The following is a 13,616-nucleotide window of genomic DNA, read 5'->3' on the forward strand; positions in this document are numbered from 1 at the left end:
GATTAGTCCCGAACGTTGTCAGCATTGTGTAGTAACATAATCGCAAAGATGCCGTCAGGCGCCAGCCAGATCTTTTCGCGCTGCCAACCTGCTGAACTTGCTAATTGATCAAATTCTTCGGGATGATATTTATAGGAGTTTTCGGTGTGAATGGTTTCACCTTCCTTAAACTGAAAACTCTCACCCGCAATTTGAACCTCTTGCTGAATACAGCTTCGCAAATGCATTTCTATACGACCCAGGTCCTGATTGTAAATGGCAAGATGTTCAAACTGATCGAGATGAAAGTTGGCATCGAGTTCACGATTCATTCGGGTCAGAATATTCTTGTTAAAGCGTGCGGTAATGTCTTTGCTGTCGTTGTACGCACGCTCGAGCATTTGCTGGTCTTTCTTGGTGTCCACTCCCAACAACATGTAACTGCCCTCACCTAGCGTAGCACGGGCATTTCGCAGAAAATCACTGGCCTCTTCAGGCTCAAAGTTGCCAATGGTAGAGCCTGGGAAAAAGCCCATTGAGGTTGCCTCAGAAAGCTCTAACTCTATTGGTTTGGTAAAATCTCCCTGAGCCACTTTAATCTGTAAATCGGGAAAGGACTCAGCAAGGTCGGCCGAGGCTTTTTTAAGATGTTCGCCCGAGATGTCGAGCGCGACAAACTCCTTTATCAAAGACAGCTCTTGCAGCAATGGTTTTACTTTGCGCAGTGACCCCGCACCAAATTCAACCAGTTGAATACTCTCAATTGGCTGTTGCGCAACGTACTGCTTTAACTCCTGTGCAACCTCAGGAAGCAACGCCAACTCTGTACGGTAAGGGTAATACTCATCCAGTTCGCAAATTTTATCGAAATACTCTGACCCCTGTGCATCATAAAAATATTTGGGTGGTAGCGCTTTTTGTGGCAACCGTAACCCCGCCAGAACATCCTGCAGAAACCCATGGTTCATAAAGTATCCCGATTTTTTGGTTTTATTTGGCCAGACGCAGACTGGTGAATTGCCAGCGCTGATGCGCATAAAAGAAATTCCGGTAGGTTGAGCGTATTTGTTGCTCTGCGGTGGCACATGAGCCACCGCGCAGAACCCACTGGTTAGCCATGAACTTTCCGTTGTACTCTGCCAGCGCCCCTTCCGGGGTTTTAAATCCCGGATAGGGAATAAACGGGCTTTGCGTCCATTCCCAGGCATCGCCAAACATCTGTTTGAGACCTTGAGTTTCGTCGGGTACCGGTTGCGGCAACGAATGTTTTTGCTCCAGAAAGTTACCGCCACTTTCAACCGACTGGGCGGCATGCTCCCATTCAAACTCGGTTGGTAAACGGCACCCCCGCCAGCGCGCAAAAGCGTCGGCTTCGTAATAGCTGATATGACAAACGGGCGCATTTAAATCTAATGGCACACGTTTTCGGTCGGTTATGGTTAGCCACTGTTCACCTTCACGATGCCAGTATAAAGGCGCCTGCCAGCCTTCTTGTTGCACCGTTGCCCATCCATCGGCAAGCCATAGGGTTGGCCGCTTGTAGCCATCGTCTGCCATGAATTCTAACCATTCCGCATTCGTCACTAAGCGTTCACACAGGCTAAATTCGGGAACAAAAACCTGGTGTCGGGGTTGTTCACAATCGTAGGCAAAGGATGACTCCGCATCGGTACCGATAAAAGATAAGCCACCTTTAAAATGAACAAACTCAGGACTTTCTGTGCTAACGGAGCCCGGGGAAGATTCTACTGAATTGGTATCCGGCTCCAGCGCGTACGGATTCAGTGACAACGCATGTTTAATGTCGGTTTGTAACAGCTCCTGGTGCTGCATCTCGTGATGCAACCCAATAGTCACAGCCGCTTCAATATCAGCCCCCGATGACGCCAGCAAACGAATCATTGCGCTGTCGACGTGCTTTCGGTAATCCATCACCTCTTCTAACGATGGCCGTGAAAGTAACCCTCGTTGTGGCCGCGGATGACGCTCACCAACCGTTTCATAGTAAGAGTTAAATAAATATTGATAGGCTTCGTTATAAGGCTGATAGCCCGTTAAATACGGTTGCAGTAAAAACGTTTCAAAAAACCAGGTCGTATGCGCCAAATGCCATTTAGCCGGACTGGCGTCAGGCATTGACTGCAGCATCGTATCTTCCGCACTCAGGGCTTCAGTCAGCCGCATGGTCTGCGCGCGTACACGCTCATATTGCGCCATTAACATTTCTTTTATCGTCTGACATGGTTTGCTTTTCCTCGACTAAGTTGGCAGAGTCGGTTTAAAGTCTCAGGTCTTTGAGATACCTATTAACCATAGTTTTCGTAGGGCAATGTCGCAAACTAGTTTCTCCGGCGAACCAAAACAACCTCTAACGAGAGCTAACACAAGCGTTACCCCTAGCATATAAGGCAATATTATGAACATTCGTGGCATCATCAGCAGCGCCATACTCATGTCGGTTAGTCTATTCACTCAAGCTGCCGACACAGACCACACGTCGAACAGCCTGACCTTGTCCGAGGCCAATAAGCTGGTGGAGTTGCCACTACATTGTGTCGAAACACCGTATCCGTATAAAACGGGAGTCACTTTGGGTAGCGCGGAAGATTTAAAGGAGCCATCGGTTCTGCATCCGGTTTTTTACGGTTGTTTTGACTGGCACAGCGCCGCTCATGGTTATTGGTCAATGGTCACTTTGCTGCGCCAGTTTCCTGATTTAGAACGGGCTGACGACGTCAAAGCCATTCTTAAACGCAATTTAACTGCCGAGAAAGTCGCCCGTGAAGTCGATTTTTTCAGTAAAGATATTAATGATTCGTTTGAACGCACTTACGGTTGGGCCTGGTTGTTAAAGCTGTCTGACGAACTTCATTCATGGCAGGATCCAATGGCCAAAGAGCTGGCCAATAATTTACAGCCATTAGCCGATTTAATCGTTGATCGCTATATCCACTTTTTGCCGCGGCTGGTCTACCCGGTGCGAGTGGGCGAACATACCAACACGGCCTTTGGATTAAGTTTCGCCTACGACTACGCTATTAACCGCGAACACACTGAATTGCAGCAGTTAATCACCAAGCGCGCTAAGGATTATTTTCTAGAAGATAAAAGTTGCCCCATTGGCTGGGAGCCCAGCGGCTACGATTTTCTTTCGCCCTGCCTGGAAGAAATTGGCTTAATGCAACGCGTACTGCCAAAACAGCAATTTTTAACTTGGTTAGATGATTTCATGCCACGACTTTCCGACTCCGAGTTCAGCCTGGCCGTAGGTGAAGTTGGTGACAGAACGGATGGCAAGCTGGTGCACCTGGACGGTTTAAACTTCAGCCGCGCCTGGAACCTGTACGCACTAGCTAATCAATACCCACAGTATGAACACTTACGCGAGCTAGCAAATAAACATATGGCGCATTCCTACCCTAATCTAATAGGCGATAGTTACGAAGGTGGCCATTGGCTGGGCAGCTTTGCTATTCAGGCGTTAAATCAGACTCAACATTAGAACCTGATGCCTCCAGTTGGATGACTGGCTCTGAAGGCCCAGGGTTTATTAAAAGCTTACTGGAAGAGAGCTCGTTTAGAGATTGTAGAATGATCATTGGTTTCTTAATCAACTTTTCTGCCATCAAATAATTTATCGAGCTCTTTTAAGTAAGTATTTACCAAAGGCTGATTCAGCTAGCAGGGTAAAGTTTCGTTTCATTCATTTTTTCGATGGTTGAGATAGATTATTTCTAATTATCCTATGACAGCAGACAAGCTAGTATAGGTGCCTCAAAATTGCTTTCACAGCAAGCGCAGTAATTAACAGGAGTACTTAAGTTGTCCGCATTATTTCAACCATTTGAGTTAAAAGACGTACGTTTGCGTAACCGCATTGCTGTTCCCCCAATGTGCCAATATATGGCTGAAGAAGGTGTCGTTAACGACTGGCATTTAAGCCATTACACCAGCCTGGCGCGTGGCGGTGCCGGCTTAGTGATTGTTGAAGCCACCGCGGTTTCTCCTGAAGGCCGCATTACTCCCAACTGCACCGGCCTCTGGAACGACAAACAGGCAAAAGCTTTTGCGCCGGTTGTCGAGAATATTAAAAAAGCAGGCGCCGTTGCCGGTATTCAAATTGGTCACGCCGGTCGCAAAGCCAGCGCAAACCGTCCGTGGGACGGTGACGACCATATAGCTGGAAATGATGCTAAAGGCTGGCAACCAATATCGCCTTCTCCTGTCGCTTTTGGTGCAAACCTGCCTCGCGAACCTAAAGAGATGTCGCTGGATGACATAAAACGCGTGCAAAACGACTTTGTTTCCGCTGCGGAACGAGCTCGTGACTTAGGATTTGAATGGCTTGAACTGCACTTTGCTCATGGCTACTTAGGGCAGAGCTTTTTCTCTCCTCATGCGAACCAGCGTACTGACGAATACGGTGGTTCATTCGAGAACCGCGCCCGTTTTCTGGTAGAAACAGTTCGTGCGGTAAAACAAGTATGGCCAGATAACTTCCCGCTGACCGCGCGCTTTGGTGTGATTGAATTTGATGGCAATGACGATCAGCAAATGCAGGAGTCCGTTAAACTGACTCAGTTGCTAAAAGCTGAGGGACTGGACTTTTTAAATGTCAGTATCAGTTTCTCAACACCAAACGCCGAGATTCCCTGGGGTCCGGGCTTTATGGCACCTATTGCGGAGCGCATTCGTAAAGAAGCGGATATTCCAGTGGCTTCCGCCTGGGGCATTGATTTACCTCAGCTGGCAGAACACACGGTTGCACAAGGGCAACTGGATTTGGTCATGGTGGGTCGTGCTCATTTATCGAATCCTCACTGGCCTTACGACGCAGCCAAAGCACTGCGTGTCGAGAAGCCTTCGTGGGTATTACCAGCACCTTACGCGCACTGGCTTGAGCGCTACTAAGCAATAAGTTTTCCGCACTTTCGGCAACGGTGACCACCGTATATGGTGGCCGTCGTTGCTGATTCGTTAATCCGATTTTTCGCTCGTAATGCGATTCCAGTCTGGCGTTTCCCGCTGTCCAAGATGACGCAGGAAGAAGTCGAACTGGCGTCTCTGAATATACCGGATCGGACCACTTGAACGGCCAACCGAATGCCCTCCACCCGGAACAACTAACAGATCAAAGTCCTTGTCGGCGTTGATCAGTGCATCGACCAGTTGCATAGTCGATGCCGGATCCACATTGCTGTCCTGCTCACCGTTAATAATCAACAACTGGCCTTCAAGTAATTCCGCGTGCTCCACCACCGATGAGTCGGCATAGTGTTCACCCACCGGGTAACCCATCCACTGCTCATTCCAGCTTATCTTATCCATGCGATTGTCATAACAACCGGCAAAGCCAACACCAACCGTATAAAACTCGGGATGGAACATTAAACCCGCGACGGTGCTTTGTCCTCCGGCGGACGCCCCATAAATACCAACGCCATCTTCTATGTCGTACCAGGAATATTTATCAGCCGCCGCTTTATGCCACAAGATACGATCGGGGAAACCGGAGTCCGCTAGATCTTGCCAGGCGACATCATGAAATGCCTTGGAGCGATTACCAGTACCCATGCCATCAATTTGCACGACAATAAAACCAAGGTCTGCCAAAGCCTGCATACCAATCACTTTATCACCACCAGAATGCAGCCCAAATGGCCAGAAGGTTTTTGGCACAAAGCTACTGTGCGGCCCGGCATAAATATTTTCAATTACTGGATAGCGCTTTTCCGGATCAAAGTTTTGCGGCTTAACAATCAGACCCCAAATATCGGTTTCACCATCTCGTCCTTTGGCAACAAATGTTTCTGGTGGTTTAAAGCCCGCTGCAGTCAAGCGACTAATATCAGCACGAGCCAACTCACGCACCAACGAACCATCTTTAGTGCGGCGCAATTCGGCAATGTCAGGAAGGTCAGTCCGTGAGCGCAGTGAAATGTAATACTGCATATCCGCGGAAAACGACACCTGATGGTTGGCGTTACCCTCGGTTAACGCCGTCAGGCCGCTACCATCAAAATTAACGCGATAATAGTGCTCGAAGTACGGATCTTGCTCAGGATACATGCCACTGGCAGAAAACCAGATTTGCTGACGTTCTTCATCAACATGAACAACCGAACGCACACGCCATTCACCACGGGTAATTTGGTTCACCACTTCACCAGCGCCATTATAATGATACAAATGTGCCCAACCATCGCGTTCCGACAGCCAAATAGCCCCTTTATTGCCTTCATGTAGCGGCTGAAAAAAGGTGCCCCACTGATTCACGAAGGTATCGCTGCGTTCGGTGACTAACGCTTGTGGCTCGGCGGTTTCGGCGTTCACATCAATCAAACGAACCAGTTGGTGCCCACGCTCAGTGTAACGAAACGTGAAGCTGCTGCTGTCTTCTTGCCACTCTACCCGGTCAATCTGGTAAGGCTGACCGAACAGCTCGTTATCAATAACATGAGCTTCCTTTTCAGCCATCTGGACCAGCACCGGCTGGTCCTTATCTACCGCGTCACCCGGTTTTGGATATAACTGGACGATATTCCTGGGCTGCAGTTGGTCTTCCGGTGCAGTCATTACACGAGTGATAAGCCGCGCATCACCCGGCGTCACCTTCATCACCACAAGAGATGAACCGTCCGGCGCCCACTGAATAGACTCCGGATCGTAAAAGTGTTCGGATTTCCCGTCACTGGTTTTAAATACAGGTTCTCCGGCGGATGTTTCCACTACTAAATTGTTTTTTTCGACATAGGCCCGATAACGCCCATTCGGTGAATCATGCGGGACGTTATGGGCGTCAACGCGCAGGTCTCTCACAACACCAAAGGCTTTTGGCCGCGTCTGTCGCGTCATAGCAGAGCAAGTTGCATCATTTAACTGACACTTCCACGACTGCCCAGCGTAGTAAAAGTGAATACTCTGTCCATTGTCGGCATAGCGAAACCGATCAAACGGTAGCTGCAAAGCATCAATGTCTTCGCCACTGGTCTGACTCAATGCTCCGGCAATGTCCTGATGATTAAAAGCGAGTTTAGGTTCCCCTCTTTCCACCGTGTCACGAAAAAACTGAAAACCGTTTTTAACACTGAGTTTGTAATGAAACGCATCCCCTTCGGCAGCCCAGGTTGGGTGCATCATCAGGTCTCGGGTTAACGTCATCCAATTAGCCCGCAACGACAAGGATCGCTCAACTTGCTCAGGCTCAACCTGGTCGGCAAAAGCCATTTGACTGGTCAGAAATACCAGTACGCCGAAGTAGCCAATACGTTTCATCAGAAAATCCTATAGAGGAACAAGATTATCAAACAGGTTATCGGCGCTATGGAACAGTGTCTAGTAACCTCGGTCGCTTAAAACGACCCATTTGTCTTTCTTACCCCATTAATTGCGAAGCAATCGGCGTATATCACGGACAATTTCATAGGTCACAATGAGCGCAACGCCCACCAGAAGAGCCTGAATACTGCGATCAACGATTGCAGCACCCAGGCCGTCTAGCCAGGCTGCCTCACTGTTTTTCAAAACAGGACCTGTCAGTAACACAATTGACGCCATTAAGAATGCGCTATTAACGCTTATATTGAGCATGAGCATCGGGCGGCTCCAGAGTCTCGTACGGAGTTGCCAAAGGCTATGTACAATACCAATAACGATTACCGGCGTGAACCAGGATAAAACGGTCAGTGCATCGTCAGTAAAAAGACTCTGTGCACCGCTATCTGCCCGCCACAATGGGTACCAAATCAGCATCACCAAAAATAGCAGCGTGGCAAGCTCAGTGAAAATGTCCTGTAAGCTAATATACTGCCAGCTTTTTCCTGCAGGCGGGAGTTTCTCAGGGCTCCATTTACAGGTGCCTGCAACCTCTGTAGTTTCCTTCTTCCGAGAGCGACTCATAACTGCAAAACCGATGGTAATTGCGGTGAACGCAAAGTAAGCACTTGCAAGAAAGTCGCTTGCTATGCCCTTCATGAACAGAAGCAGGCCCATTTCGGTGCCGCCAAGCCATCGACCCGTGACTTCAATGGTCGAAATCACAAACAACACGCCGAGCACCATATACAAAGTGTGTAAATACAAAGGCATCAGCTGCGCAGTGACCAACGGTGTCGGCGGGCAGAACTGAAATGCTACCGTGCGCGGATGCCCCATTGTTTTTAATAGTTCAGCCACCTCAGCGTCAGATACGCTACCTAGCTGCGCTTCTAATGCTTCGATCTGATCAAGAATATTCGCTTGTAACTCGCGACCAATGTCGTCGCGCTTTTTCTCCGGCAGCTCGCGCTGCACAGCGGCAATATAACGTTCTACCATGTCCATTAGTATTGTTCCTCATTGGGGTCACGCAACAGTAGAGGGCCAATCGCGCTGTTGAGCGAGGTCCACTCCTGGGTGAGTTGCTCTAGTCGTTCTGTTCCAAGCGTTGATAAACGGTAGTAACGCCGTTCACGCCCTTCGCCCTGCTTCCATTCACTATCGAGAAGCCCTTGCTCAGCCAATCTTCTTATTAGCGGATACAGCGTACCTTCATCAATATCTACGCCGGCACCTTGCAGTTGCTTGCGCAGTGAATAGCCATAGTGAGGCTCGCGCAAAGAAGCAAGCACTGCTAGAACCAATACGCCGCGGCGCAGTTCCAGCTTGAGTTTATCGGGTGATGCAGTTGCCATAGTCAGTCCTTATTTATACTGTATTACACACACTGTGCGAAACACAGTAAAGAGATACTAGGCGCCGTACAGTAAAAAAGCAAACAATATTGATAATTATCGCCAACCGGAAACCCTTGTTTTATTATAAACGCATACTATAATCATTCTCATTTGTATTTAATTAGAATAAAGAGGAACCTGTTTTGAATAAGCTTATCTTTACTGGAGCGGTGTTTTCGCTATTTAGCCCAGCCTTGTTTGCGCAGACAGCGGATGTTGAAAATGGCGATAAAGAAGAGAAACAAATAGAGCGCATTTCTGTCGTTGGTGCCGCCACCAACTTTAGCGTAACTGCAGACGATATTGAGCAATTTCAGGCGAATGACCTTGCTGACATTTTCCGGGAGTCACCTTCGGTAAGCGTTGGTGGCTCTGTCGGGGTGGCCCAAAAAATTTATATTCGCGGCCTTGAAGACGCTTACCTTAATGTGACCGTCGATGGTGCGCAGCAAACGTCAACGCTGTTTCACCATATTGGTCGCGTCACCCTGGACCCAGATTTGCTGAAACAAATAGACGTACAGGCCGGTGCCGGCGAAGCAACCAGTGGCCCTGGCGCTATTGGCGGTTCAATACGTTTTAAGACGAAAGACGCCCAGGACTTATTACGCAGTAACGAGCAGTTTGGCGGCCGTTTAAAAGCGAACAACTTCTCTAATGATGGCACACGTTACAGTGGCACGTTATACGGTAAGCTTAATGACTCATTTGGCCTTTTAGGTTATTTCAGTACCGTTGACCGCAACACCATGGAAGACGGCGACGGTAACAAAATATACGGCACAGCAGCAGATCAGGACCTGACCTTTTTAAAGGCAAGTGGTGACATTGCCACCAATCATTACGTGTCGTTAAGCTTTGAGCAGCGTGATGAAGAAGGTGAATTCTCCGCTCGCCCAAACTGGGTTGTACCAGAAGGATCGCCTCTTTATCCGAGCGCGGCTAAACGCGACACTTATGTTGCTAACTATCGCTTTGACCATAGTGATGCGGTGTATCTAAAAGCGACTGCTTACCAGACAAGTTCGTCCTTTCGTGGTGGCCGTTTTGATTGGTTAGCTGAAATTGATACTCAGGGTTTTGATATTCGCAATACCAGCGAAACCCTCAACCACAGTTTTACTTACGGTATCGATTATCGCAGTGATGAGGTAGAAAGTGGTCCGGCAGCCGGACCGAAAGAAAACGCCGAAGAAAGCAGTGTCTTAGGCGCGTACGCACAAGCACACAGTCAGATTACACCCGATATTTTATTGAGCTACGGCGTGCGCTATGACGATTATGACTTCCAACAACAAATTCTGCTCGACGAGTATTCTGGAGAGCCAGTAACGGATACAGCATCAGGGCTCGATGACAGCGAACTCAGTTTTAACGCCGGTTTATCTTACCAGTTATCGCCAGCATGGAAGTTTGGACTCAGTTATGCCGAGGCCGCCAGAGGTAAAGAAATAGGAGATGGCTTTACTCTGGATGAATTCCTCTACGACGGAAGTGATATTCCTGTTGTCGCCGGTGACGTCGTACCGGAAACAGTTGAGAACATAGAAACGTCTATTGAGTACAGCGCGAATAATCTAAACGCAAAGTTCAGTGTTTATCAATCAACCATACATGACGTCATTTTCAGTGGTTTCGCGGGGAACTCTATCTATAACAATATTGGTGATGTTGAGTCCACCGGGGTGGAATTTAATCTGGCGTATCGTTGGAATTCACTGGATATGTACTTGGGCTTCTCCAGCGCAGATTCTGAACTTTCACCACGTAATGACTTGTACACTGAGAACTATGATTCAATCGACTTGAACGCCTATGAATTCAACGGTTTAGGGAACAGCCGTGGAAACACCTTTGTATTGGGTGCGGACTACTTTGTTACAAACGACTTGAGCTTCGGCTTTAATGTGACACAAGTTGATGACATTCATATTAACACTCTGCATCAGTCGCTGGAGAATGGTTGGACCGACTCGCTTTATACCTTAGAAAAGCCAAGTTATACCGTTGTTGATCTCTATGGCGCATGGGATGTTACTCACAACGTTTCAGTGAACCTGGCAGTGACTAACCTGCTGGACGAGCTGTACATCAATCATTCGAGTGTCGGCGACTACAGCGAGGTGTTTCCAACCGTGGTGGGACCTTACGAGGCGGGCCGCGATGTTCGCTTGTCTGTGACTTACGATTTTTAACGCACTAAACTTTAAAGATAGTCACTTAACCGCATGCTGAGCAGACTAAACGAAGTTCATTCATGAAAATTTTTTACAGACTTTGTTCACTGGTACTATAAACGGCTCCGTGTAACTATAGTCCAATGTACTTAAGTGTCTTTCTGACGGCGTTTCTGGCCGCCACGATACTGCCCGCTCAGTCTGAGTTTGTGGTCGTGGCAGCCCAACGCATGGATTACAATGTTTGGATAATCTGGTGGCTGGCCTCAATCGGTAATACGCTGGGGTCAGTGGTCAACTATGTTCTGGGCCGCTTTTTGGTGCAGTATCAGGATCGCCGCTGGTTCCCGTTCAAACCTAAATCTCTGGCCCGTGGCCATCGCTGGTTCGAACGCTTCGGTAAATGGTCGCTGCTGATGGCCTGGGCACCGTTCATCGGCGACCCTCTCACGTTTATCGCTGGCATGCTGCGGTTAACCTTCTGGCAGTTTCTGATTCTGGTCTTTATTAGTAAATCTGGCCGCTACGCTATCTTGCTGGGTGTTACGCAGTTGTTTTAATATGCTGTAATAGCTCGCGTAAACTTATAGAAATGGCGCACCCGATACTCTCGTATCGATGACACACAGGTCGCTCATTTCAGGATAAATTAATGGAGGTCTCCTGGCCTTCTTTTAAATGAAGATTTAATTTCATTTTGTCAAAATGGTAAAGAAATAAGTAAAAACCCTAAGACTGAAGGTATGAAGTTTTAAAGGGGAGCCTTTTCCTCCGAAGGGTTCTTCCGCGAAACTGGATTGAACCTAAACACCGTGTTTTAGCCTTCAGAGCGCTTTAATACGTTAGCGTTAGCATTTTTTATCAAAAGAACTTACTATTGCCGGAGGTCGCTAAAGAGGAATGCTTTGCAATGCATGACGGTACGGCTATCAACTTGTTTCTGCAGGACATGCCAAGATTGTCCTTATGTTAAGGCTACAGACTGACTGGTCTGTATACGACTACCAGCACTTTCCATCCGTTAAGTGGAAGCTGTTCAACTTGGTCAAATTCAGAGAAAACAATCCAGATCTCTTTCAGCTTCAACTTAACAATCTTGAAGCGTTACTGGTGAATTGATTTATTGCACCGTCGATAAGCTGCGTTAGCCTGCCGTCCAAAGTGCATGCTTACCAAAATACACTATAAGTCCGACTTTAATTCGGTCGATTTCGCTGACTCTAATTCGTAAATTACGGTTCAATTTTATGAAATATAGGGAAGTCGCGAGATGAAATCAGTTTTTCTATCCACATTACTCCTGCTGGCAATGTCACACGCAGGGTTTGCAGCTCCAAAGAGTTTCCAAGAACTGGAGCCTCGTATCTCTGAGTTGCTTCGTGAATTCAAGGGCGCAGGTTTAGCAATAGGTGTCGTCAAAAACAACGAAATCGTCTATGCGGACGGTTTCGGCATGCGCGATTTAGAAAATCAAAAGCCCGTTGAACCAGAAACAATCTTCCCAATTGGTTCTATCACAAAGTCTTTTACCAGTACGCTGATAGGTATGCTTGATAGCGAATCTCAAATCAGTTTGGACTCAAGACCGGGGGAATATGTTTCCGGGTTTTCCTTCGCGAATCATCAAATGAATGAACTCGTATCGGTTTCTGACCTACTGAGCCACAGAAGCGGGCTCGGCAATCAAGGTACGTCTGAAATTTTATTCCCCGACGATGACATGTTGGAAGTTGTTCATCGCATCAAACACCTTGAGCCGCAGGGTAAAGTGCTGGATAGCTTTGCATACAGCAACATGGCATACACTCTTGCAGCGGTTATCTACGAGCAAGTAGCCGATGAATCATGGGAGACGGCTTTAAATAAGCGTATTTTTACGCCACTTAATATGACAAGAACTTTCTCGTCGTTAGAGGAGATGAAAACGGCACAAAATTACGCCCTTCCTTATGGAATATATGACGACGAAATAGTTGATCTTAAATTTGAAGCGTTTAACTCTATTCGTCCTGCAGGCGCAGTCAAAAGTACCGTCGTAGATCTAGCAAACTGGATCAGAGTTTGGATGTCTGGCGGCGAGTTTGGAGGCAAGCAAGTCATTCCATCAGATTTCGTTAGAAATGCCACACGGCTGCAGAATACCAAACAAGATCGATACGAAGCAGATGCGTTTTTACAGGGAGAAGGATTCGGATGGCGATTGAGAAGCAGCTACGGTAAATTCAGAGTCGAGCACGGCGGGAATACCTTTGGCTTTAGTTCGGTATTGGCTATGTTTCCTTTCGATGACTTTGGTGTTGTCATCCTTACAAATCAGGACAACTCTTTGCTCCCACACATCGTGCTAGATGTAATCACTCGCCATCATTTCGGCCTACCTGAAATTGAAAACTATCCTATCTCGGTAACGCCCGTCTATCGACCGAACTTAGAGACGAAAGCCTATCGTTCTGAACAGCCACTTTCATACCCATTAGAAAAGTATACGGGCGCTTATGACGCAGCAGGTTATGGCAAAGTTCGGGTTGAGCTAATCGATGGCCGGCTGTATTTGCGCTTCCCAGAAGTCACATTTCATCTTGAGCATCTTGGCGCCGATTCCTTTTATATGGAAGGGACAAGTACTTTTGATGATGTATACAACCCTGAATTCAAGGTTTCGTTCCGCGCCATAGGCGATGGAAAGCTAGTGCTTGAACTGCACTCGCAGTCCCAACCGATCGTATTTTCGGGTGCTCCCTTGTGA

10 protein-coding genes are annotated in these 13,616 nt (G+C 47.7%); 5 read left to right on the forward strand and 5 right to left on the reverse strand.

What is annotated here, in order from left to right; translation table 11 throughout:
• Positions 1–2: 2 nt before the first annotated feature.
• Both egtD and egtB read right to left on the reverse strand, forming a co-directional pair.
• A complete protein-coding gene (gene egtD, locus CWI78_RS06490) occupies positions 3–947 on the reverse strand; it encodes an L-histidine N(alpha)-methyltransferase (RefSeq protein WP_208642038.1) in 945 nt (314 codons plus the stop codon).
• 22 nt (positions 948–969) lie between these two features.
• Positions 970–2,196 carry an ergothioneine biosynthesis protein EgtB gene (gene egtB / locus CWI78_RS06495; protein WP_244213087.1) on the reverse strand — a complete coding sequence of 409 codons (1,227 nt, stop codon included), beginning with the start codon at positions 2,194–2,196 and terminating at the stop codon, positions 970–972.
• Between the two features lie 199 nt (positions 2,197–2,395).
• Here egtB and CWI78_RS06500 point away from each other — a divergent pair, with 199 nt between their 5' ends.
• Positions 2,396–3,481, forward strand: coding sequence for a DUF2891 domain-containing protein (locus CWI78_RS06500; RefSeq protein WP_126781405.1), 1,086 nt, complete (start codon positions 2,396–2,398; stop codon positions 3,479–3,481).
• A gap of 320 nt (positions 3,482–3,801) precedes the next feature.
• A complete protein-coding gene (locus tag CWI78_RS06505) occupies positions 3,802–4,890 on the forward strand; it encodes an NADH:flavin oxidoreductase/NADH oxidase (protein WP_126781407.1) in 1,089 nt (362 codons plus the stop codon).
• Between the two features lie 66 nt (positions 4,891–4,956).
• Here CWI78_RS06505 and CWI78_RS06510 read toward each other — a convergent pair whose 3' ends face one another.
• The 3 genes from CWI78_RS06510 to CWI78_RS06520 form a co-directional block, all read right to left on the reverse strand.
• Positions 4,957–7,254 (reverse strand): S9 family peptidase, encoded by a 2,298-nt coding sequence (locus CWI78_RS06510; RefSeq protein WP_126781409.1) that lies wholly within the window; start codon positions 7,252–7,254, stop codon positions 4,957–4,959.
• Between the two features lie 108 nt (positions 7,255–7,362).
• Entirely contained in the window at positions 7,363–8,301 is a 939-nt protein-coding gene (locus tag CWI78_RS06515) for an HAAS signaling domain-containing protein (protein WP_126781411.1), read from the reverse strand.
• On the reverse strand, positions 8,301–8,651 hold the full coding sequence (locus CWI78_RS06520) for a PadR family transcriptional regulator (protein WP_126781413.1): 351 nt from the start codon (positions 8,649–8,651) through the stop codon (positions 8,301–8,303). The genes CWI78_RS06515 and CWI78_RS06520 overlap by 1 nt, the downstream gene beginning before the upstream one ends.
• 185 nt (positions 8,652–8,836) lie before the next feature.
• Here CWI78_RS06520 and CWI78_RS06525 point away from each other — a divergent pair, with 185 nt between their 5' ends.
• From CWI78_RS06525 to CWI78_RS06535, 3 genes are all read left to right on the forward strand, one after another.
• Positions 8,837–10,888, forward strand: coding sequence for a TonB-dependent receptor (locus tag CWI78_RS06525; protein WP_126781415.1), 2,052 nt, complete (start codon positions 8,837–8,839; stop codon positions 10,886–10,888).
• A gap of 125 nt (positions 10,889–11,013) precedes the next feature.
• Complete coding sequence (locus CWI78_RS06530) at positions 11,014–11,430, forward strand: YqaA family protein (protein WP_126781417.1); 417 nt, start codon at positions 11,014–11,016, stop codon at positions 11,428–11,430.
• Between the two features lie 710 nt (positions 11,431–12,140).
• Positions 12,141–13,616: a serine hydrolase gene (locus tag CWI78_RS06535; RefSeq protein ID WP_126781419.1), complete on the forward strand. Its 1,476-nt coding sequence runs from the start codon at positions 12,141–12,143 to the stop codon at positions 13,614–13,616.

Source organism: Idiomarina ramblicola, assembly GCF_003987255.1.
In the GTDB taxonomy this organism is placed as follows: Bacteria; Pseudomonadota; Gammaproteobacteria; order Enterobacterales; family Alteromonadaceae; genus Idiomarina; species Idiomarina ramblicola.

Coding starts and splice junctions, on each gene's coding strand:
- egtD (WP_208642038.1), bottom strand. CDS start 947: ATGAACCATGGGTTTCTGCAGGATGTTCTGGCGGGGTTACGGTTGCCA.
- egtB (WP_244213087.1), bottom strand. CDS start 2,196: ATGGCGCAATATGAGCGTGTACGCGCGCAGACCATGCGGCTGACTGAA.
- CWI78_RS06500 (WP_126781405.1), top strand. CDS start 2,396: ATGAACATTCGTGGCATCATCAGCAGCGCCATACTCATGTCGGTTAGT.
- CWI78_RS06510 (WP_126781409.1), bottom strand. CDS start 7,254: ATGAAACGTATTGGCTACTTCGGCGTACTGGTATTTCTGACCAGTCAA.
- CWI78_RS06515 (WP_126781411.1), bottom strand. CDS start 8,301: ATGGACATGGTAGAACGTTATATTGCCGCTGTGCAGCGCGAGCTGCCG.
- CWI78_RS06520 (WP_126781413.1), bottom strand. CDS start 8,651: ATGGCAACTGCATCACCCGATAAACTCAAGCTGGAACTGCGCCGCGGC.
- CWI78_RS06530 (WP_126781417.1), top strand. CDS start 11,014: ATGTACTTAAGTGTCTTTCTGACGGCGTTTCTGGCCGCCACGATACTG.
- CWI78_RS06535 (WP_126781419.1), top strand. CDS start 12,141: ATGAAATCAGTTTTTCTATCCACATTACTCCTGCTGGCAATGTCACAC.